This window comes from Rhizobium sp. RM (assembly GCF_013390595.1).
In the GTDB taxonomy this organism is placed as follows: domain Bacteria; phylum Pseudomonadota; class Alphaproteobacteria; order Rhizobiales; family Rhizobiaceae; genus Agrobacterium.
The window spans coordinates 55765-75666 of the sequence record NZ_JACAWV010000024.1 but is presented as its reverse complement, the minus strand read 5'-3'; the positions used below and the strand labels follow the sequence as shown (position 1 = coordinate 75666).

Here is a 19902-nt window from a genome sequence, read left to right as displayed (position 1 = left end):
TAGCTGGGGTTCAAAGAGCGCAGCGCCTCGTCGCATTCGCTGAACATACCCTCCTACGGGGAACGTTGCAGATGATTGGAATTAGGATGTTAAAAAGGCGCGCCTGAGAGCACGCCTTCCGCTGGTTTTAACCCAAAAAACTTATCAAGTCGCGATTAAGACGATCGGGGACTGTCGCAAAAAGCCCATGCGGCTCCCCTTCGTACTCAATGAGTTGGGCTCCGTGGATACCCCTTGCTGCAGCTCTTCCGGACGTGTCGATAGGAACCGTTTTGTCAGATGTGCCATGTATGATGAGGGTCGGAATGGTGAAAGCAGAAAGGTCGGGACGGAAGTCAGTTTTTCCAAATGCATCGACACAATCGATCGTCGCCTTCGGGCTCGCCATCACCGCTAGAATGAAAGACCAATCCAGCACACCCTCACTGACAGGACTTGTCACAAGGCCGACGCCGTAAAAAGTCTTGGCGAAGCTTTGCAGGAATGCAAAACGGTCTTTGCGGATTTCCACCTTCATATCTTCAAAAACACTGGCATCCACACCGTCGGGATTACTGTCGTCTTTCAAAAGGTAGGGTGCGACTGATGCAACGAGCACCGCCTTTGATATTTTTCCGGCGCCGTATCTGGAAAGATATCTGGCGATCTCGCCACCGCCCATGGAGAAGCCAACCAAAGAAACATCTCGCAGCTCAAGCGTATCAATGACACTTGCCAGATCGTCTGCGAAGGTATCGTAGTTGTAGCCACCAGCCGGATGGGCCGACTGCCCAAAGCCACGCCGGTCGTACGTGATAACCCGAAAACCAGCCTCCAGAAGGGCAACGGTTTGATACTCAAACATGTCGCCGGTCAGGGGCCAACCGTGAATGAGGACGACCGGCCGACCTTCACCCATATCCTTCACGTGTAGCTTAATGCCGTCTTTTGCTTCGATGGTCGCCATTCAAGAGCTCCTTTGGTTGTCCCAAGTCGTAAAGCCGCTCTGGGACATCTGGTTCCTCTTTCAGGACACCCTTTGGCGCAGAACAAATGGACAGCTCAAATCCAAGACACCGTCTGAGGTTTGGAACAACCAACAATGGTGTCGTAACCACCCCCGGCGTGGCGGAGTGACCATTTCTAGGATTGAAAACCAGCATTCGACATGAGGTCACGGCAATCGATGAGTTCCTCGATCGCAATCCCGATAAGCGAAATAAGGTTCGCAGCCGCCTCATTGGTCGGGTCGACAAGATCGCCGACGAAAAGAATGACGTTGTCGACCGTGAGAGGAAAGCCTGAGAGGGTGCATTTCAAAATCGCTTGGTTGGCGATCGCAGTGGCACCGATGCGTTCGAAAAGGCGCAAGCCTTCGTCTTCTGTCATTCCTGGCAGCAAAGCATTTTTCCAATACTAACGAAGAGAACTCGCCTCCAACAGGCGGTTGGCGTCACAACGGAATTTGGGGAGGCGCGAAAATATTAGTACCACCAAATATAATGGTTGGTCTGCAATTTTATGAGCACGGTCGCCTCTTAACGCGAAACAAGGAGAGCGATTTAGAAGTATTCGCTAGGAGCGCTGGTATGTCAGAGCGGCGCGGGTTTCTAAGACGATCGACGACACTTGCTTGTCTCACAACGACGCGCTCGAGAGGAACTCTATTGTGGTCGTTATCTCCAATTGAGCGGAGAAACGACTGCCAAGCAACTCAAGGGCAGCATCATGGGTTTCGTCTGCGCCGCTGCACACAGCATCCTTAAGGAGGATGACCTTGTAACCGGACTCGATGCCACCGATCGCGGTGGCAAGAACGCACATATCGGTCTCACCTCCGGTAACGACAATCGTATCGGTACTATCTCGTGACAAAACCCGATGCAGCTCACCGCTTGTCCACGGAGAATAAGTCATCTTGTCGAAAATGCGAGCAGGTGGAATGAGATGAGCAAGCTGTGGGACTATGTTTAGAAGGTCGGCTGGAAGAACCGACCGCGTCATTTCCTCCCATTTCTCATAGTACGATTTCCACATTCCAGGCATATCAGCTGCGCGTTCTGGCGTGATAAACCTCGTAAAGATCGTTCTCTCAGGAAACCGCTCTGCGAGTTCAACGATTTCGCCGGAAATAGCCGCCATCCAGGAAACATGCCACGCTGTGTCCTCGGCAAACATTCTCTGCATATCTATGCACAAGTGAACCCAGTTGTTCATGTGCTACTTCCTCGCGTTCAAGTCCGTGACACCGTGTCAGGCACCACCGGCAGGGCCCGTTTATGGGCGCTCGCACGATATGCGCTGAGGATTTTATTCATCGACAGCGTATCGATTTCCTTGCCTTCCAGAAAGTCGTCGATCTCATTATAGGTGACGCCGTAAACATCTTCGTCCGGCTTGAGAGGAGTATCACTTTCAAGGTCGGCCGTTGGAGTCTTGAATACGAGATCATCTGGTGCGCCCAATTGACGGGCGATCGAGCGGATGCGACGTTTGTTCAATCCCGCAAGTGGCAGAATGTCCGCAGCGCCATCACCAAATTTGGTGTAAAAACCCATCAACGCTTCAGCGGCGTGATCCGTACCTATAACAAGGCCTTTGTCTCCGCCCGCCAGCGCATATTGGGCAATCATGCGCTGGCGAGCTTTGATATTGCCGAGATGAAAATGGTGACGTCGGCCCGATATAAACTCTCCGGCCTCCATTGTGATAGACCGCATAAGAGCATCGGTCGCTGGTTTGATATCGATCGTCACGGTTCTGTCGGGATCGATTATCGCAAGACATCTCTCTGCGTCATGCTCATCCGCCTGACTGCCGTAAGGGAGCCGGACAGCAACAAAACGCGCGTCGTAATCAGCGTCTCTAAGAACGCGAACGGTACGTTTGGCGAGAATTCCCGCGGTTAATGAATCTATACCGCCGCTTATGCCCAGAACGAGCGACTCTGATCCGGACGAACGAACGTACTCGACTAAAAACGCGATCCTCCGTTCGATTTCACGCCAAACATCAAATACGGGTGCGACCCCAAGTTTCCGAATGATGTCTTGCTGTTCTGTGGTCATTCGCCTTTCCTCCAAAATCGCCTTTGGTTGCCGACGGGTTCTTAAGGCCTCCAGAACAGGAACTTCGTGGGCAGCTTTATGTTCTGTAGGGACAATCATTTTTTGCGAAACTTGCGGAGATGAAATGGACGTCGCCCTGATCATTGGCTATTTCGCATCAGTTTGCTCAGTGACAAGCTTTGTGCCGCAGGTCATCAAAGTGGTCAGAACCGGCGATACGGAGGCGATTTCGGCCCGTATGTACGCCGTCACGGTGATTGGCTTCGCGTTATGGGCGGCCTTCGGCGCTCTGCGTCAGGAATGGCCGATCATCCTGACCAACACGGCCTGCTTCTTCCTCGCCGGTTACATCCTCTTCAGGAAGCTCCGTTCCTCGTGATGCGAGTGGAGACAGCAATTAGGTTAGCCATGCCAATGATCCACGATGACCTGGAACTATCCGAGAAAATCTTTGTTGGGGTAGCGTCGATCTGGAGATTAAACCACGGCAAACCAGCCTCCGGCTTCAATCAGGAAAAAGCAGTATTCCCGCAGGATGTTGCAGCCCAGATCCTTGAGATGTCCTGATGCAAGTACCGCCGTATGGAGAAGGGGAATTCAAACATGAGAGCACTAACCTGGCACGGTAAGCATGACATCCGTTGCGACAGTGTTCCGGATCCGGTAATCCAGGATGGTAGAGATGCAATCATCAAGGTGACGGCCTGCGCAATCTGCGGCTCGGATCTGCATCTTTACAATGGTATTATGCCGGAAATGCACCACGGCGACATCATGGGTCACGAGACCATGGGCGAGGTGGTGGAGGTGGGCAAGGACAACCAGAAGCTCAAGGTTGGTGATCGCGTCGTCGTCCCTTTCACGATCGCATGTGGCGAGTGTTTCTTTTGCAAACGCGGCTTCTATTCGGGGTGTGAACGGTCAAACCCTAAGCCGGAGAAGGTCACCAAGATGTGGGGAAATTCGCCAGCAGGTCTGTTCGGTTATACCCATTTGCTCGGAGGCTACAGCGGTGGCCAGGCGGAGTACCTGCGCGTGCCGTTTGCTGACGCGGGTCCGATCAAGGTTCCCGATGGGCTTTCGGACGAGCAGGTTCTTTTCCTGTCGGACATCTTTCCCACCGGCTACATGGCCGCAGACTTCTGCAACATCCAGCCTGGCGACACGATCGCTATATGGGGATGCGGGCCCGTCGGCCAGATGGCGATCAAATCGGCGTTCATCCTCGGCGCAGAACGCATCATCGCAATCGATGCTGTTCCCGAACGGCTGGCATTGGCCAAAGCTTCCGGCGCTATAACACTCGATTACCTCGACGACGACATTTATGATCGGATCATAGAGCTGACGAATGGCCGAGGGGCTGACGCATGTATAGACGCTGTCGGCACTGAATCCGATCCGGCTGCGAGCTGGGACGCTCGCGTCGACCGCATCAAGGTCGCAACTTTTATGGGCACCGACCGACCGCATGTGCTGCGTCAGGCTATTTATTGCTGTCGAAGCTTCGGCACAGTTTCCATCGTGGGGGTCTATGGCGGTTTGCTTGACAAGATCCCCATGGGCTCGGCGATAAATCGGGGCCTAACGTTCAAAATGGCCCAGACGCCTGTTCAGCAGTACCTGCCGATCCTGATGGAGCGCATCATCAACGGCGAGATCGATCCATCCTTCATCATTACCCACACTGGTAGCCTTGAGGATGGACCAGACCTCTACAGGACTTTTTCCGAAAAGAAGGACGGTTGCATCAAAGTCGTCCTGAAACCGTAAAGGACAACGACATGGGAGTCGTAAAATCGACCATGGGGCTGGCGGTCGTGACAGGTGCATCAAGCGGGATAGGGCTTGAGCTTGCAACCATTGCGGCGTCGACGGGCTATGATCTCATCATTGCATCCGACGAAGCAAAAATTGAAGATATCGCTATCCATCTCCAGGATTTCGGCGTCTCGGTTCAAGCTGTTCAGGCCGATCTCTCCACAATAGATGGCGTCGATCGCCTGATCGAAGACATTGCTGCCGATGGCCGGTCTGTCGACCTGTTGATGGCCAATGCCGGCCGCGGCCTCGGAAAGGGTTTTCTCGACCAGGACTTTGCAGTGGCCCTGGAAGTCATCGAGACAAACATCGTCGGAACAATCTACCTCGTGCACGAAATTGGGCGGAACATGCGAAGCCGTGGCGCAGGGCGCATCCTGCTGACTGGCTCGATAGCTGGTTTCACGCCGGGCACCTTTCAAGCGGTCTACAATGGCACCAAGGCTTTTATCAATTCATTTTCCTTCGCATTGCGGGAAGAACTGAAGGACACTGGCGTTACCGTTACGTGTCTCATGCCAGGGCCAACCGAGACACATTTCTTCGCTCGAGCCGATATGCTCGATACATCAGTTGGGCAAGCAAAAAAGGACGATCCAGCCGATGTGGCTAAAGCCGGATTTGACGCCATGCTGAACGGTGAGGGTGATGTAGTATCGGGATGGAAAAACAAAGTGATATCGGCCGCTGCCAACGTACTACCTGCTGACATGTTAGCGCGTCAACATCGAAAGATGGCAGAGCCCGGCAGTGCCTCAGATAAATGAGAATGAGATGAGATTGCTCGCCGTGGCAACAGCTAACGTCCAATCCTGGTTAGATGACTGGGGACATTGCAAATCATTTTGAATTGAGGAGGAAAATTATGTCGAACGATCGCCAAAAGAAAAGTGGTCTCGCTAGTCTCCTGACGGAACTTGGCATTCTTCCGCCGGGGCAGGATGAAAGCAATAGAAATGACAATCGTGAACAGAGCGACGAGATAAAGGATAAATCAGGTCACATTCCCAATGAGCCAGTTCGCCGACGTGCGTCGGGAGATAAGCAGTCTTAAGGTTTTTGCTAGCCGGCCAGTCGCCGCTCTCTACAACAGACATCAACTTTTCAAGGAACATTGCCTGCGATCCGCAGTTCGGGCGCAGGAACGAAGCTTATGCAGTGCCAATTCGCTTAGCGTTCTCGGTTTAATTCTTAAGAACGAGGTTTAATCATGCCTGGCTATCCGCATCCGCCGTTTCCGTCTCAACAACAAAAAATGCCGGGTCGAACGAGCGAAATGTCTCCATATCCTGACCACGGGGAAAAAAGTTATGTCGGTTCCAGGAGATTGGAGGGAAAGAAAGCACTCATAACAGGAGGGGATAGCGGGATTGGGAGAGCGGTGGCAATTGCGTATGCCCGTGAAGGTGCGGACGTCCTCATCTCCTATCTCAACGAACATGACGACGCTGCCGAAACTCAACGGTTAGTTGAAGAGGCCGGCAGAACTGCCGTTCTGTTCTCCGGAGACATCCAGGCGTCCTCTCACTGCCGGCAGATAGTCGAGCGAATGGTGAGTGAGCTCGGCGCAATCGACATCCTCGTTAACAATGCTGCGCATCAAAACACCTTCAATGAGATCGAGGATATTGCCGATGAAGAGTGGCAGATGACGTTTGCCGTAAACATCCACGCTATGTTTTATCTCACGAAGGCTGCTGTTCCTTACATGAAGCCGGGCTCCGCCATCATAAACACCGCGTCGATCAACGCTGACAGCCCAAATCCGACCTTGCTGGCGTACGCAACGACAAAAGGAGCAATTCAAAACTTCACAGCTGGGCTCGCACAGTTGCTTGCCAAGAAAGATATTCGCGCCAATGCAGTCGCTCCAGGTCCGATCTGGACACCGCTGATACCTGCTACGATGCCCGCGGACAAGGTAACCAATTTTGGTCATCAAGTACCCATGGGGCGCCCTGGCCAACCCGCAGAACTCGCGACAGCCTATGTCATGCTGGCTGATCCAATGTCCAGTTACGTCTCCGGCGCGACGATCGCTGTCACCGGTGGAAAACCTTTGTTGTGAGCCTTAAACATACGACAACGTTCTCTTTTTTCTCAAGGACATGCAGGTGAGCGATTCAAAGTACCGCACAGTTCCAAACTGTCTGGACCAACGAGCGATCTACCGGTACTGGGCGCCCGTCTACGATATCGTTTACAGTTTGTTCTTGAGGCGTGCGCAGCGGACCTTGGCGGCCCGCGCCGCCGAGGTCGGGCGAGACATCTTGGAAGTAGGCGTAGGGACCGGTCTCATCCTGCCCTTTTATCCACCTGACAGTCGCGTCACCGGGATTGATATCTCGGCTGAGATGCTCGAGCGCGCGACAAGAAAAAAAGAAAAATTAGGGCTCGCGCACGTGATGAAACTTGAAGTCATGGATGCATGCAATATGAAGTTTCCTGATCGATCGTTCGACGTCATATGTATTCCATTTGTCTTGCCGCTCGTGCCCGATCCAGACGCTCTGCTGAATGAGTGCGCCCGCATCGTGCGCCCAGGAGGAGAGATTATCATCGTGAGCAAATTGACAGAAAGCGCCGGCGGGCTTCGCGAGTTCGAAGAATTTATCTCACCCGTGGCGCGAAAACTTGGTCTGAGTTCAGCATTTCGTTCTGAGATGATAACCAGATGGCTCTCTCAGTCGAAAGACGTCTCTCTTGTTGAGAACACGCGAATTCGTCCTGTAGGCTTCTTCAGACTGATCCGTCTTGCGAGCAGTTAGCGTTCGAGGTTGGTCGCCAACTCACTTCAAGAAGCCGTGTTGCTGAGTTTGTCGTAGTAGTACAGCAACTAACTGCTGTCGCTCAAGACATGGCCATCCACACCAATGGGCAATATCAACTCTTCCTTATCCCTGAGTGGAACCTCCACGAGATGAGGCGGAATAACAGCTATCGGTTTTTGCGGAAAATAACCCAGGCTTCCTGAGCGTCCTTTTTGGTGCTTTCGTGCTTTCTGAGGCAGTGACGAAGCTGCCATGTGATAACTCGGATATACGCCTTGAAGGACCTGATTGCGCAGTATCGCCCAGCCATCTTCGTGGGCCTGGATTTCAAAATTTGGTTCCATCGTGGTGTCTCCCGTTTTTCCTCCTAACAATGACGTGGCAACGCAGTTCCCGCGTAGTGGACCGAAAAGTCAGAAACCTGCGGAGGCACAGTTGCTGACAACGCGAAATATCTCAGGAACCCGGACCGCTAATGGTAGTTAGAGCAAGACCTATCATTCCAAGGAAATCGTGATGGCGAGCAAAAAAACCAAGCAGGAAATTCCGGCGATAGAGGTGCGACCAGGGAAAAAAGGGACACCAGTCCTTGTCGTTCTTGTTTGTAGTCTCGCCTTTGCGGCTATTGTTTGGGTGTTGCTGGAACTTTGGGGATCGAGCATCGCTCCGAACGAACCAGACAAGACTGTTTCGTCAGGATCGAACGAAACGCTCAACCCCGGCGCACCGAAACCCGAGAGCTTTGACAATAATCCGCCTGAGGGAAGTAAGCCGGCATCCGAGGGAACAGATCGAAATCCTGTGCGATGAGGAATTCAAATGGATCAGTTGGACCTTGCAATCAATATCGCCCGCTCTGCCCATGACGGGCAAAAGGACAAACTGGGGCTGCCCTACTTTGAACATTGCAAGCGAGTGGCTGAGCGCATCATAGACCCTGATGCGAAAATCGTCGCTTATCTCCACGATGTCGTTGAGAAAGGATCTGGCTGGACCCTTGGACGAATTCAAGCTGAGGGCTTCCCCCCCAGGATTACTGATGCTGTAGACGCTCTCACGCGCCGAGAACGCGAGGGGTGGGCGAGTTTTGTTGATCGCGCTGCTCGAAATGGCTTGGCCCGACCTGTCAAGCACGCTGATCTGGAGGACAACCTAGTTCTGTCCCAGCGCATCGGGGCCGACGGCCACAAATATCGAGAAGGTCTCAGAATACTTGGTAACATTGCCAGTGCCGGCACCCATCTCACTGAGTAACCGATACTCCGGATTGAACCGAACTCAGCCACGGTCATCCTGATTTTTCGATTTCGCTTGGTCGAAATTCAAATCAAAATCCTTGACACGCTTTTGGCCGGGTGGCGCTCGGTGGACAGTTGCATCCTCGGATCCTGTCACGACGGTCGGTTTGGCGCTCGCTACGCCGGACGCGTTTCGATCTGCTTGCGATGGAGCATACTGCCCCTTTGCGTCATCTTTAATTTCCGACATAGCACCCTCCATGGGGATATATAAAAAAACTCGATTCGATCCGCTGGGCGAAACACGTCGTCGCTGCATCGTTTGACGGGTTCCACCTCTTCAAACTTTGTGTAGGCCCGATTGTTCCCTGCCTTCACCTCTGATCGGCAGCTTGTTGCCGCAGTAAGCATTGAACAGTGTCGCCGCAGATTGGCGCTCAGGGGATGGCTTCCGGCGTGGTTATCGGAGGCGTAGCAGGCTTATGTAATTTAGATGAGCTTATAGCTATAACTTACGAATGCCACAGAACGACCCTGGATGGTTTCTAGAGCATGACGCAGACCCCGCAGGCCTTTTTAGCGGTCGAGGGCCTCGAACGGTTGGCCGGAGCTGAACGTCGATAAATTAGGCTAAATCTACATTGTAGAAGCCGTGATTCCAACGCTTAAGTGGAGCGAGATATTACGTTCCTAGAGGCCGATGACTTTCCCAATCGCTCTTCGCTCTGCTTTTAAGTCCCGAAGGATTTCCGGTGCGAACCGGATGACTTTAGCAGGCTTGGACATGGCGGGCTGTATAAGAGCCTCAAACAATGAGTAGTATTGAGCGGCGCTTTTGTCCCAAGAAAAGTTCGCGTTCATGGCCTGTGTTTGTAGGCGTTTGAAGCCGTCGCGCTTTCTAAAGATACTGATCGCGCGTTCGACTGCGGAGCGTAGATCATCTAGGTTCGAGGGTTCGAACTGGAAGCCTGTCGCCACCCCTGCCTCAGTCGCAGCATCGTTCGCATCAATTATTGTTTCGGCCAGGCCACCTGTCCGACTTACGATCGGTATAGCGCCATAACGCAGCGCATAAAGTTGCGTTAACCCGCATGGTTCAAAGCGCGAGGGCTGGATAATGAAATCTGAACCGGCTTGGACCATGTGAGCAAGCCTCTCGTCATATCCGATATGGATACTGACAAGTTCGGGGTACTGCTTTGCCAGTGCACCTAACTCATCCTCGAGAGACCGATCCCCTTGACCATGCACGATGAGGCGGCCTTTGCTCGCGATGATCAATGGAACGAGCTGCGGCAGCAGGTCGATGCCTTTTTGCCAGGTCAGTCGGCTGACGACGCCAAACACCGGCCCGTCGGTGTGAGCCAGACCAAGTGCCTGAAGGAGCGCATGCTTGTTCAACGCCCGCCTCGCAGAAGTTGCCGACGTGAAATTTGCCAGGATAAACGGGTCTGTGGCAGGGTTCCAAACGTCTTGATCGACACCGTTGACGATCCCGTAGATCTCGCCGCGTCGCGTTTCCAAAACGCCCTGCATTCCCATCCCGCCGTCTGCGGTGAGTATTTCGCGAGCGTATGTTGGCTCACCGTGGTAATCGCCGAGGCCGTTATAAGCCCCGCTTTCAGGAACGACATATCTCCGTAATATTCGAGGCATTCGACAGTGCGACGGTGTTGCGGCAGCTCCAAATCATCGGCTCGCTCGAGTGAATACTGTCCCTGAAAAGCCAGATTATGGAGTGTCAAAACCGTGGGAATTTTTTCGACAGCATCGGCAAGGTAAACACAGGACAGCGCCGCATGCCAATCGTGTGCATGGACTAGGTCCGGTTTCCAGTCCTCAATCGCACCGAGAGCAATCAAGGATGCTGCTTTCGACAAAACAGCGTATCTCAGATCATTATCGGTGAAGGCCTGCCCGTTGTGACCGTAGGGACTGCCATCGCGATCAAAAAGATGTGGGGCGTCCAGAATGAAGAGCTTCTGACCATGGGCAGTAAGTTCGTAGATCGAGACCTGCTGCCCCAGCACCTTGGTTGAAAACTGCGGCTCTCGATCTGAAAAAAGGTGTCTGATTTTCCGATATCCGGGAAGAAGTGTCCGGACGTCGGCGCCGAGCCTTTCCAGAGCATCGGGGAGGGCGCCTGCAGCGTCGGCCAGACCACCGGTTTTTACAAATGGAAACATTTCAGCCGTCACGGCGAGGATGCGCATCAGGATGCTCCAGAATCTGGGAAGAGGACGTTCAGGCAAATTTTTCACACGTGCCCAAACCGGTCTACCGACGGTTGGTTCCACGCAATCGGTTGATCAGGAGGGACGGAAAGCAAATTTCTTTTCCGATGTGACTTAGTGGGGTCTCTTGCGCATAATATGAAACGAGTTAGTGACGCAGTAACGCGAGGCTTCGGCCTGGAATATGCAACTTGGGACCATCAATTTTCCGGTCAACGAAATCACCGTCGCCCGTACAAAGAACTTCAGTCCAGACGCCAACGCTCTCCGGAAGATCGAAGGAAATGTCGTTATCGCCGGGATTAAAAACAATGGCTACGTCGTCCCACCCTTCGTCCTCATGGTGGGCACGAGAGATACGCGCGCACATCGACGTCCCGCTCGGGTCCGCCCATTGATCTTCTGTTAGTTCAGAACCATCCGGGTTGTACCAGTTGACAATCATTCCATCGCGCCAGCTTTCTCGCCTCAGGATCGAGTGTTCACTCCGCAACTTGAGGAGCTGCCTCGTGAACTCTCTGAGCTTTTCTGCGGCCTCAGGAATATCGTTCCAGTGAACCCAGCTCAGTTCATTATCCTGGCAATAGCAATTGTTGTTGCCCGATTGACTACGTCCAAATTCATCCCCTGCGAGCAACATCGGCGTGCCATGAGATAGGAGTAAGGTAGCAATGAAGTTTCGCTTTTGCCGTTCCCGGCTATCGTTGATTGCCGGTTCTTCGGTAGGTCCTTCAACACCGAAATTGAAGCTCCTGTTATCGCTGTGCCCGTCTTTGTTTTCTTCGCCATTCGCTTCGTTGTGCTTGTCGTTGAACGAGACAAGATCGTTAAGCGTGAAGCCGTCGTGAGCCGTCACAAAATTGACGCTCGACCAGGGACGCCGGCCGCGCAGATCGTAGATGTCACCTGAACCGAGGAAGCGCGTTGCAAATTCATGGGGTGTCTGGCAACCGCCCCGCCAATAGTCTCGCAGCGTATCCCTGTATTTGTCATTCCATTCTGCCCATCCAGGAGGAAACCCCCCGACCTGATAACCGCCTGGCCCAATGTCCCACGGTTCGCCAACGAGTTTCAGTCGAGACAGCACGGGGTCCTGTCCGACAGCGTCGAAAAAGCCACCACGCTGATCGAAGCCAGCTGGCTCTCTCCCGAGGATGGTTCCAAGATCAAACCGAAATCCATCAACGCCCACCTCCTGGGCCCAGTACCGCAACGAGTCGGTAATCATTTGCAGCACACGCGGATGGGACGTATTGACCGTGTTTCCAGTTCCCGTGTCGTTGATGTAATACCTAGGTTCGTCTGGCATGGTTCGGTAATAGGAAAAATTATCAATTCCGCGGAACGACAGTGTCGGCCCCAGTTCGTTTCCTTCGGCAGTGTGGTTGTAGACCACGTCGAGTATGACTTCGATACCGGCCTCATGGAATGCACGCACCATGTCACGTAATCCATTCAGGCCGTTTGGACCCAAATATCTATTTGCCGGCGCAAAGAAACCCAGTGAATTGTAGCCCCAATAGTTCTTGAGCCCCATTTCCGATAGATGCGCGTCATCTGGAAACCAGTGGATCGGCAGCAGTTCGACCGACGTGATACCCAGGCTTTTTATGTAGGAGACGACGTCTCGATGACCGAGCCCTTCGAAAGTCCCTCTGAGATTTTCCGGGACGGCAGAATGAAGCTTTGTGAAGCCCTTGACGTGTGTTTCGTAGAAGATCGTCCGCGCCCATGGGATATCAACCGGCGTGATGTTGTTTTTCGCAGGTGTGGAACCGATGACGCGTGACTTTGGCATAAACGGCGCGCTGTCCAACTCGTCGAACGATAGGTCGAGATCAGTGCTGTCTCGACGGTAACCGAAGTGGCATTTTTCCCATTCGATTTCCCCGACGATCTCCCTTGCATAAGGATCGACAAGCAACTTGTTTGGATTGAAGCGATGGCCGTTTTCCGGTTCGTATTTTCCGTGGACGCGGTAACCATAAAGCGTCCCATGTTTTAATCCAGGGACAAATCCGTGCCACACCTCGTTGGTGTATTCGGGCAGTTCAATCCGCTCGAGCTCTTTCGAACCGTCATCAGAGAAAAGGCAAAGCTCAATGCGCTCGGCATGGGCACTAAAGATCGCGAAGTTGACACCGTCTTCACTCGTAGTAGCGCCAAGCTGGCGATAATCACCAACCGTAACTTCGCGACTTTTGTTCGGCATGAATTTCCTCTTGGATGTGTGCCAAGGAATTGGCGTTCGCAGGATCTCTCAACCGCATTGGCAGCAAATTGTTCCAGCAATTCACGGGTTTATCTGCGACATTCACTGGCGATCTTGATGAAACATTGCTCAGACTAGGTGGTGGACCGAAGAGAGAACTGACATGAAAAACCGTCGAAGCGAATGCCGCTAATCGTCCCGTGCTGATGAAAGACATGTCCGGTAGCTGCAGGCAGATCGAGTTTTTTGCCCGACAGATTAGCTCTCAGCTCGAGGATGCCGGTTGAGAATAGCCAGTTCACAGCCAGAGACTGGGCTGGACATTCAACGATCTCACCTTTCTCGAAGTTGGACGATAATAAGGGCCAGATCACGCGCTGCCGCTTTGACAAAAGCATGCTCATCCGATTGATCGACCGCCTTCCCATGTCCGTATCGGCTTCATCCCAGTTTAGCGTCGAGAGGTGCATCGTCTGGGCGGCGTTCGGATCTTTTACCAGCTTCAAGGAGTCGGGAGGTACTGCGCCTTGAAACTTTTTTGCTTGCTCGAGGCGTCCGCGGATCCCCTCCAGACGATTGACGTTTCGGTGGTCGGAGAAAAAGAAAAACGTCTCTGTCGAGGCAAAATCGTCACCCATAAAGATCAGCGGGATTTGGGGACTTAAGAGCAGAATCGTCTCCAAAAGATTGAACAGGGGGGACGGGATGAGAGCTCTTAATCGTTCACCGTGGAGGCGGTTGCCGGCTTGATCGTGATTGTGGAGGAAGTTGATAAAGCGATAGGGAGGCAAATGCTGACTGGGTTCTCCATGTCCGCGCATGTCATCAGACGGCCGTGGATCACCCTGATAAACAAAACCGCTCGCGAGTGCCTTTTTGAGTTTTTCAAGGGGATCCTCTGCAAAGTCTGCGTAGAGACCGCCAGCCTCAGAAGTCGCGAGCACATGAAGAGCATGATGAAAATCATCGTTCCACTCGGCGTCAACGAGGATTGATCCTCCCTCTTGTGCCTCCAGTGGAACGACGGTGTTTCTGGCATCCTCCGTCATAAGGTGAACGTGCCTGTCCGTGATTTCTTTTCGGATCGTGCGCGTCAGACAAGTGAGAAAGTCAAACTGTGACGAAGGACACACCAAACGGTCAGCGGCGTCAAAGCGCAACCCGTCAAACCGGTAGACTTCAAGCCAGTGCAAAGCGTTCTCGACGAAATATGAGCGGACGATTGGATTGGCGAAATCTGGTGAGGGGCCCCATGGGGAAGGGTTGTCAGTGAAGAACTGGGGCGCGTAGTCCGAAAGCGCATTAGACATCGGTCCGAAGTGATTGTAGACCACATCAAGGAAGACCATCATTCCAAGGCCGTGAGCCGTGTCTATAAGTTGCTTAAGCTCGTCTGGTGTGCCGTATACCGGGTGGGGCGCGAACTGCAGGACTCCGTCATAACCCCATCCTCTATTTCCCTCGAACGTCGCAAGAGGCATAAGTTCGATGGCGGTAATCCCTGTGTCAGCGAGGCCCTTCAGTTTTTCAGTAGCCGCTGAAAAAGTGCCTTCTGGCGTAAAAGTTCCAACATGGAGCTCGTAGATGATCGCTTCATGCCAGAGTCGCCCGATCCAGTTACCATTTTGCCAGCTGAACGCATGATCGACTACGATGGAGCAACCTGAGATACCTTCATCTTGCTGGTGCGAAGCTGGGTCGGGAACAGCTTTGCCGTCTGGTAGTCGAAAGCAATACCTTTCGCCCGGACCGGCTCCGACGGTTGCTTCGTACCATCCGTTGCAAGCACGGCTCATGGGAAAATCTGCGCCTTCTACCACCAACGTAATGTGTTCGATATCCGGCGCCCATATCCTGAAACGCGTATTCCCTTGCCCCTCGCAGGCGCCCCAATTGCTTTTTACCAGGCTGTTCATTCAGCTACCCCCACTCGCATGGTGCGTGTCAGGCTCTATCCGAGGCTCATGCGAGAATTTTTCGGAATGATCATGGAAACGGGCACTCGAACAGGCCGAGACGTTCCCGTTGGCGGCACTCAACGAAGCAAGCCTTGCCCTCCATCGATCCAGACCGGGGATCCGGTGATGTGACGCGACTTTTGTGAGGCCAGGAAGGCAATTAGCTCTGCAACGTCCTCGCTTCGTCCGGGTCGCCCGCCAGTAATCGGCACCTGCCCCTCTGGCCAGACGACAGGAATCTCAGTGTCCTGTTTTTTCCGAAGGCTGGTATTTGCCTCGATGTTCGTTTCGATCTCTCCAGGGCATACAGCATTGATCCTGATATTATGGCGCGCGAGTTCAAGTGCGAGTTGTTGAACCATCGCGACCTGTCCGGCTTTGGTGGCCGTGTACGCAGTCGCGCCCGGTGTCGTGAAAGTCCTTGTCCCGTTGATGGATGAAACCACGATGATGGATCCTCCACCAGATTTCTTAAGTTCCGGTACGGTCTCGCGGATGGTAAGAAACGTACCGGTAAGGTTGGTCTTGAGTGTTGAATCCCACTCATCAAGTGTGAGATCATCAATCGGCGCCCACACGCCATTTATCCCCGCATTGGCAACAACCACATCAAGCCTGCCGAAACGGTCGACGAGGTCCCGAACTGCTGATCGCATCTGGGGTTCACTAGACACGTCGGCAACGAGCGCTATCGCCTCGCCGCCAAGGGAGTGGATTGCATTAACTGTTTCTAGTATTTCTCTTTCGGTTCGACCGAGCACGCCGATCTTGAAACTATCAGCAAGTGCAATCGCCGCCGCTTTTCCAATTCCAGATCCCCCTCCGGTGACGAGCGCTACAGCTGAAATATTCGACATCATGCCCTCCCAGATTGACAGCGTCCTACGACGCGAGTTCCATAAAATTTTGCGGGGGAACCCGACAGATACGGCTCAGGTCCAAACCGCCGAGAGGTCGCCGAGAAAGGGTGAAGCGCCGCCTACCATCTGTCGGAAGCGGCACTCCGGCTCGCTCATTTCCGGTACGCGAGGCCACCCCAGATCCGGCCTTCGTCACGATGACGACCGCCATGAACGCCACCAATGTACGAGGCGGCCGCAGATACCAGCGCGGAAGCTGCCAGCAGAAATGCGCTGAGCACACCAGCAATCCTAGCCTTTTCAGCTGCATCTGCAGCTTTCGTCTTGGCATCTGCCAGAGCCTGTTCGGCCTGCGCTCTCATATCGTCAATCTGCTTTTTGGCTTCGTCGACCTTTTGTTGTGCTTGAGTCCTCAATGCCTGAATACGCTCCACCGTTTCGTCGACACGCGCCTGCGCGTCGGCCTGACTGATGCTAGTTCGTGCACTGACTTCGTTTGTCAACCAGGTGCGCTCGGCATCAGAGATTTGCCCGGTTGAAAGCAGGTTGCCGAGAATGCCGCTGATCTGCCTCTGGTAATCACCAGCGTTTTGAACACTCGGCGACTGGTTCCTCTGAGTTTCGGCACGCAGCAAAGTGTCCGTGAAATAATCAAGGGGATTGGCCTTGAGACCTTGTGGAAGCATCTGTTCGATACTCGGTGCCGCCTGTCCAGCTCCCTGCGCAAGACCTCCAGCCGCGCTTCCAGCGCCTGAAATCAACCCACCAGCAACCTGTCCCGTGCCTTGTACCGCGCCCCCGACCGCAGATCCAGTCGCTTCAAGGGCGGTTTGAGCAACACTCCCGACAGCCTTTGCACCGCCGGATAAAATGCCCAGGGCGAGAAATGCTGAGACCACCGTGCCGATCCCCCAGACCACCAAGCCATTTATCCCGTCGCGGGTGGTCAATTCGTCGCGATCGGTTGAGCCAGCAGGTCGGCGCATCCTGCCTGCGATGTAGCCGCCCAGCATGTAGCACGCGACCATCGAAATGATCACGAAAAGGCCCGTGATAATTAGCCAGAACGAGCTAACGTCTCCACCTTCATCGACAGAGATCGAGCTCAATCCCAGTCCGCTGGCAAAAGCCGTAAGAACTGCCATTGCGCCCGAAGCGATGACAGCACCGGCGAAAATGGCTGGCCAGTCGACGTAGCTGCGGGTTGGACTTTTATCAATATCGGTTGAATCGATCATCAGCGTAACCCCAGGAGTGAGAGAATAAACAGGACGACCACGACCAGTCCAACGAGATAAATAATGGAATTCATACGATATCTCCTCGCAAACAGATGCGATCCGCGTTTGTTTTCATGATTGTATGCCGGGAAAACATGAGCCGATCTGCCTCAGACCAAACTCTCCGCATATGAAAAAGTTTCACAGTTTTTTGAGTTAAAAAACGGGATGATGTGAAGTGGAGGAAACGACGCCTTTGGAGCCCTTCCGCGGACCCTCCGCGCGCCGAACAGGTTCGTCATTCGCTGGTTCTGCCTCAGATATGTTTAAAGGAACTCAACGTCTCACACCGCTTCGTGTGATAGTGGGGAATGTTCAAAATAAAGTTCCTCCCCCTCCGCTTTCTAAGTCTTGAGATGCGATAGTGCTCCGTCGAAAGAGGATGAACAAGGAGGCGGTACCTTCCATGCAGTGCCGCCTTGCGACACCCCCGCTTTTTCCTACAGTGGCAATCCGGCTTCGGTGTATCCGATGAATTTGCAATGCTGAAATGCGTCTGCCACGAAGTCACGGGCCGTCGCCTCCGTTAATAGATCTCCGATACCCTCGGCAGAGGTAAGTATAGCTACTGCGTCGAACAGGACTGATGGACCACCGTCAATCATGTGGTGCGCCTTAATAAAACTTCCGTCAGAAGCAGTCACGCCACCCACTTTGGGGGCAACTAGTTCGACCGTACCTTTTGCCTTTAAGTCTGCACTCGTCAGGCCGTCCAAAAGCTTTGGATCGACACCATCGTTGACCAGAATACCGAGCTTGCGGTCTTCAAACCGATTGGGCCCTCCGTTGACAATGCTCAAGACGGGAGAGGGTTCGAGATCCTGCCTGGCGGTGACCGCGGCTGGTGCCGGTTTCGGCATGGTCTGGATGCCAAGCCGATGGGCCACTTCCGCTGCGAGCGTCTCATCGATGTTCAGGAGGTGGGAGACCATTCTCTCCCCGATTGCTGGTGTCTCGACTTTGCTGAGTTCAAACGTGAGGGCCATGATGATATGGCGTTGTTCGGGTGGGGTTTGACTGATGAAGAATTTCCGTGCCTGGCTGTAGTGGTCAGCGAAGCTTTCCGGACGAAGTTGCACTTTTTGACCAGCCGCTTCGACCGGGAAATGGCGGTATCCACGCGTCGCGCTTTCTCGTGGTCCCTCGCTAAACGAATTTGGCTCATAGTTTGCTCTTCCTACGGGATTGCGCATTGCCATATGACCATCCTGCTGGAAATGCGCGAAAGGACACTTTGGAGCGTTGATCGGTAGATGCGTGAAATTTGGACCTCCCAACCGCTTCAACTGAGTATCGAGATACGAAAAGTTCCGGCCTTGAAGAAGCGGATCATTGGAAAAGCCGATTCCAGGAGGTACATTCTGGGTCATGAACGCGACCTGCTCGGTTTCCGCAAAAAAGTTGTCAGGTATGCGGTCGAGCACGAGCCTGCCAATCGGTTTTACTGGCAGAACCTCTTCCGGGATAAGCTTGGTAGGATCGAGGACGTCAAAGTCGAAGCCGTTGGCAAAATTCTCATCGAAAAGTTGAACGCCGAGTTCCCACTCCGGGAAATTTCCTGACTGGATCGACTGCCAGAGATCGCGACGATGATACTCCGGATCCGCACCGTTAATTTTGACCGCCTCGTTCCAAGCAACAGACTGCAGTCCCAACTTCGGCTTCCAATGAAACTTGACAAAGCTCGACTGGTCCTTCGCGTTGATAAAACGAAAGGTATGGACCCCAAAACCTTCCATGAACCGCAGCGAACGTGGGATCGTGCGATCTGACATGATCCACATCACCATATGCATGCTTTCGGGGGTGAGGCTGATAAAGTCCCAGAAATTATCGTGAGCGGTCTGCGCTTGTGGAAATGCGCGATCGGGCTCTTGTTTTGCTGCGTGGATGAGATCGGGAAACTTGATCGCATCCTGAATGAAGAAGACCGGGATATTGTTTCCGACTAGGTCCCAGTTACCCTCTTTTGTGTACATTTTGACCGCAAAACCACGGACGTCGCGAGCAAGGTCAGCCGCGCCTTTGTTTTCCCGCAACTGTCGAAAAGCGAACGAAGACAGGAGTTTTCTCGCCCGCGCGCTGGAAAACGTCTGCTCGTGTATAAGCGGATAGGGATTCATAGGTCTCAAAATAGCCATGCGCGCCGTACCCACGCGCATGAACACCGCGCTCTGGAATCCGCTCATGATCGAAATGGAAGATTTTCTCTAGAAAATGGAAATCCTCCACCAACGCTGGCCCACGGGCGCCAACACGTAAAGTGTTTTGATCGTCCGCAACCGGTGCGCCCTGAGATGTCGTCAGGACGTCAAATCCGTCTTCGGCCGTTTGATGTAACTCGCCGCCGCGACCACGCTCAAGCTTCTGGTCATGTCGATCCACTTTTGCCGGAGTATCTGTGCCGGATTTCTTTGGCACTGGAATGTCCTCGGTAGGGTGGAAAACAAAGGCCGCCTCAGTGGCGGCCTCAGATGGTAC

At 53.4% G+C, this 19902-nt stretch carries 20 protein-coding genes and 2 pseudogenes; 9 read left to right on the top strand and 13 right to left on the bottom strand.

Translation table 11 applies throughout. From position 1 onward, the window contains the following. Positions 1-127: 127 nt before the first annotated feature. The 4 genes from HWX89_RS24885 to nadE form a co-directional block, all read right to left on the bottom strand. Complete coding sequence (locus HWX89_RS24885) at positions 128-946, bottom strand: alpha/beta fold hydrolase (RefSeq protein ID WP_138793035.1); 819 nt, start codon at positions 944-946, stop codon at positions 128-130. Between the two features lie 176 nt (positions 947-1122). Further along, entirely contained in the window at positions 1123-1368 is a 246-nt protein-coding gene (locus HWX89_RS24880) for a hypothetical protein (RefSeq protein ID WP_138793036.1), read from the bottom strand. A 249-nt stretch (positions 1369-1617) separates the two neighbouring features. After that, positions 1618-2196 carry a cysteine hydrolase family protein gene (locus tag HWX89_RS24875; RefSeq protein WP_138793037.1) on the bottom strand — a complete coding sequence of 193 codons (579 nt, stop codon included), beginning with the start codon at positions 2194-2196 and terminating at the stop codon, positions 1618-1620. 17 nt (positions 2197-2213) lie between these two features. Further along, positions 2214-3047 carry an NAD(+) synthase gene (gene nadE, locus HWX89_RS24870; RefSeq protein WP_138793038.1) on the bottom strand — a complete coding sequence of 278 codons (834 nt, stop codon included), beginning with the start codon at positions 3045-3047 and terminating at the stop codon, positions 2214-2216. A 124-nt stretch (positions 3048-3171) separates the two neighbouring features. On the opposite strand from nadE, the gene HWX89_RS24865 reads away from it, so the two are divergent. The 7 genes from HWX89_RS24865 (at position 3172) to HWX89_RS24835 (ending at position 7636) form a co-directional block, all read left to right on the top strand. Continuing rightward, positions 3172-3426, top strand: a complete 255-nt coding sequence (locus tag HWX89_RS24865; RefSeq protein WP_138793039.1) for a SemiSWEET family sugar transporter — start codon at positions 3172-3174, stop codon at positions 3424-3426. Between the two features lie 35 nt (positions 3427-3461). Further along, positions 3462-3614 carry a hypothetical protein gene (locus HWX89_RS24860; RefSeq protein ID WP_178340924.1) on the top strand — a complete coding sequence of 51 codons (153 nt, stop codon included), beginning with the start codon at positions 3462-3464 and terminating at the stop codon, positions 3612-3614. 36 nt (positions 3615-3650) lie between these two features. Next, entirely contained in the window at positions 3651-4820 is a 1170-nt protein-coding gene (locus tag HWX89_RS24855; RefSeq protein ID WP_138793040.1) for a zinc-dependent alcohol dehydrogenase, read from the top strand. Between the two features lie 32 nt (positions 4821-4852). Then, positions 4853-5635: an SDR family NAD(P)-dependent oxidoreductase gene (locus tag HWX89_RS24850; protein ID WP_246705285.1), complete on the top strand. Its 783-nt coding sequence runs from the start codon at positions 4853-4855 to the stop codon at positions 5633-5635. A gap of 98 nt (positions 5636-5733) precedes the next feature. Beyond that, a complete protein-coding gene (locus HWX89_RS24845; RefSeq protein WP_138793042.1) occupies positions 5734-5922 on the top strand; it encodes a hypothetical protein in 189 nt (62 codons plus the stop codon). Positions 5923-6078: 156 nt separating this feature from the next. After that, positions 6079-6936, top strand: a complete 858-nt coding sequence (locus HWX89_RS24840) for an SDR family oxidoreductase (protein WP_138793043.1) — start codon at positions 6079-6081, stop codon at positions 6934-6936. A 46-nt stretch (positions 6937-6982) separates the two neighbouring features. Beyond that, a complete protein-coding gene (locus HWX89_RS24835; RefSeq protein WP_353505724.1) occupies positions 6983-7636 on the top strand; it encodes a class I SAM-dependent methyltransferase in 654 nt (217 codons plus the stop codon). A 68-nt stretch (positions 7637-7704) separates the two neighbouring features. Here HWX89_RS24835 and HWX89_RS24830 read toward each other — a convergent pair whose 3' ends face one another. Beyond that, on the bottom strand, positions 7705-7983 hold the full coding sequence (locus HWX89_RS24830; protein ID WP_138793045.1) for a hypothetical protein: 279 nt from the start codon (positions 7981-7983) through the stop codon (positions 7705-7707). A 172-nt stretch (positions 7984-8155) separates the two neighbouring features. Here HWX89_RS24830 and HWX89_RS24825 point away from each other — a divergent pair, with 172 nt between their 5' ends. Together HWX89_RS24825 and HWX89_RS24820 are read left to right on the top strand one after the other, a co-directional pair. After that, the gene (locus tag HWX89_RS24825) at positions 8156-8449 is read left to right on the top strand and encodes a hypothetical protein (protein ID WP_138793046.1); all 294 of its coding nucleotides are present in this window, start codon (positions 8156-8158) and stop codon (positions 8447-8449) included. A 9-nt stretch (positions 8450-8458) separates the two neighbouring features. Beyond that, positions 8459-8893: an HD domain-containing protein gene (locus tag HWX89_RS24820; RefSeq protein WP_138793047.1), complete on the top strand. Its 435-nt coding sequence runs from the start codon at positions 8459-8461 to the stop codon at positions 8891-8893. A gap of 24 nt (positions 8894-8917) precedes the next feature. Here HWX89_RS24820 and HWX89_RS24815 read toward each other — a convergent pair whose 3' ends face one another. The 8 genes and pseudogenes from HWX89_RS24815 to katE form a co-directional block, all read right to left on the bottom strand. Further along, positions 8918-9127, bottom strand: coding sequence for a hypothetical protein (locus HWX89_RS24815; RefSeq protein ID WP_138793048.1), 210 nt, complete (start codon positions 9125-9127; stop codon positions 8918-8920). 440 nt (positions 9128-9567) lie between these two features. After that, entirely contained in the window at positions 9568-10413 is an 846-nt protein-coding gene (locus HWX89_RS26665; protein ID WP_246705284.1) for a glycosyltransferase, read from the bottom strand. 95 nt (positions 10414-10508) lie between these two features. Continuing rightward, positions 10509-11063, bottom strand: a pseudogene (locus HWX89_RS26660) (glycogen/starch synthase); the annotation flags it as partial. Positions 11064-11259: 196 nt separating this feature from the next. Next, positions 11260-13323, bottom strand: a complete 2064-nt coding sequence (gene glgX / locus HWX89_RS24805; RefSeq protein WP_138793049.1) for a glycogen debranching protein GlgX — start codon at positions 13321-13323, stop codon at positions 11260-11262. A gap of 134 nt (positions 13324-13457) precedes the next feature. Next, on the bottom strand, positions 13458-15239 hold the full coding sequence (treZ, locus tag HWX89_RS24800; protein ID WP_138793050.1) for a malto-oligosyltrehalose trehalohydrolase: 1782 nt from the start codon (positions 15237-15239) through the stop codon (positions 13458-13460). A gap of 119 nt (positions 15240-15358) precedes the next feature. Then, on the bottom strand, positions 15359-16138 hold the full coding sequence (locus HWX89_RS24795) for an SDR family oxidoreductase (protein WP_138793051.1): 780 nt from the start codon (positions 16136-16138) through the stop codon (positions 15359-15361). Between the two features lie 155 nt (positions 16139-16293). Next, positions 16294-17379, bottom strand: coding sequence for a hypothetical protein (locus HWX89_RS24790; protein WP_138793052.1), 1086 nt, complete (start codon positions 17377-17379; stop codon positions 16294-16296). Between the two features lie 485 nt (positions 17380-17864). Further along, positions 17865-19842 (bottom strand): annotated as a pseudogene (gene katE, locus HWX89_RS24785) (catalase); the annotation flags it as partial. Positions 19843-19902 lie beyond the last annotated feature (60 nt).

Excerpts from the sequence above, each read along its gene's own strand:
- HWX89_RS24815 (WP_138793048.1), bottom strand. The coding sequence starts at position 9,127 with ATGTCGGAAATTAAAGATGACGCAAAGGGGCAGTATGCTCCATCGCAA.
- HWX89_RS24850 (WP_246705285.1), top strand. The coding sequence starts at position 4,853 with ATGGGGCTGGCGGTCGTGACAGGTGCATCAAGCGGGATAGGGCTTGAG.
- treZ (WP_138793050.1), bottom strand. The coding sequence starts at position 15,239 with ATGAACAGCCTGGTAAAAAGCAATTGGGGCGCCTGCGAGGGGCAAGGG.
- glgX (WP_138793049.1), bottom strand. The coding sequence starts at position 13,323 with ATGCCGAACAAAAGTCGCGAAGTTACGGTTGGTGATTATCGCCAGCTT.
- HWX89_RS24845 (WP_138793042.1), top strand. The coding sequence starts at position 5,734 with ATGTCGAACGATCGCCAAAAGAAAAGTGGTCTCGCTAGTCTCCTGACG.
- nadE (WP_138793038.1), bottom strand. The coding sequence starts at position 3,047 with ATGACCACAGAACAGCAAGACATCATTCGGAAACTTGGGGTCGCACCC.
- HWX89_RS24795 (WP_138793051.1), bottom strand. The coding sequence starts at position 16,138 with ATGTCGAATATTTCAGCTGTAGCGCTCGTCACCGGAGGGGGATCTGGA.
- HWX89_RS24860 (WP_178340924.1), top strand. The coding sequence starts at position 3,462 with ATGATCCACGATGACCTGGAACTATCCGAGAAAATCTTTGTTGGGGTA.
- HWX89_RS24865 (WP_138793039.1), top strand. The coding sequence starts at position 3,172 with ATGGACGTCGCCCTGATCATTGGCTATTTCGCATCAGTTTGCTCAGTG.
- HWX89_RS24855 (WP_138793040.1), top strand. The coding sequence starts at position 3,651 with ATGAGAGCACTAACCTGGCACGGTAAGCATGACATCCGTTGCGACAGT.
- HWX89_RS24875 (WP_138793037.1), bottom strand. The coding sequence starts at position 2,196 with ATGAACAACTGGGTTCACTTGTGCATAGATATGCAGAGAATGTTTGCC.
- HWX89_RS24825 (WP_138793046.1), top strand. The coding sequence starts at position 8,156 with ATGGCGAGCAAAAAAACCAAGCAGGAAATTCCGGCGATAGAGGTGCGA.
- HWX89_RS24840 (WP_138793043.1), top strand. The coding sequence starts at position 6,079 with ATGCCTGGCTATCCGCATCCGCCGTTTCCGTCTCAACAACAAAAAATG.
- HWX89_RS24885 (WP_138793035.1), bottom strand. The coding sequence starts at position 946 with ATGGCGACCATCGAAGCAAAAGACGGCATTAAGCTACACGTGAAGGAT.
- HWX89_RS24790 (WP_138793052.1), bottom strand. The coding sequence starts at position 17,379 with ATGATCGATTCAACCGATATTGATAAAAGTCCAACCCGCAGCTACGTC.
- HWX89_RS24820 (WP_138793047.1), top strand. The coding sequence starts at position 8,459 with ATGGATCAGTTGGACCTTGCAATCAATATCGCCCGCTCTGCCCATGAC.
- HWX89_RS26665 (WP_246705284.1), bottom strand. The coding sequence starts at position 10,413 with ATGCAGGGCGTTTTGGAAACGCGACGCGGCGAGATCTACGGGATCGTC.
- HWX89_RS24830 (WP_138793045.1), bottom strand. The coding sequence starts at position 7,983 with ATGGAACCAAATTTTGAAATCCAGGCCCACGAAGATGGCTGGGCGATA.
- HWX89_RS24880 (WP_138793036.1), bottom strand. The coding sequence starts at position 1,368 with ATGACAGAAGACGAAGGCTTGCGCCTTTTCGAACGCATCGGTGCCACT.